The sequence below is a fragment of the Nocardioides cremeus genome (assembly GCF_030518195.1).
GTDB classification, from domain to species: Bacteria; Actinomycetota; Actinomycetes; order Propionibacteriales; family Nocardioidaceae; genus Nocardioides; species Nocardioides cremeus.
The window spans coordinates 1-273 of the sequence record NZ_JAULSC010000359.1 but is presented as its reverse complement, the minus strand read 5'-3'; the positions used below and the strand labels follow the sequence as shown (position 1 = coordinate 273).

Annotated in this window: 1 pseudogene; it reads left to right on the top strand. The window is 61.2% G+C overall.

Annotated features, from left to right (window positions below):
* Positions 1 to 273, top strand: a pseudogene (locus tag QWJ41_RS21350) (hypothetical protein); the annotation flags it as partial.

Below are 273 nucleotides of genomic sequence, written 5' to 3'. Positions count from 1 at the left end.
CATCGCGTGGTCGGGCGAAGCCGCCGCGGCGCGCAACGAAGCGTTCAACGTCACCAATGGCGATGTATTCACCTGGGAGAATGTCTGGCCGGCGATTGCGGATGCGCTTGAAATGAAGGCGGGCGTCGCGGCACCCCTTTCGATGGCCCAGGAGTATCCGAAATGGATCACGCCGTGGAACGAACTGCGCCGCAAGCGCGATCTCGTTTCACCCGGCCTGGAGGAGTTCGTCGGACTCTCGTTTCAATATGCCGATTACAGCATGCGCTACGG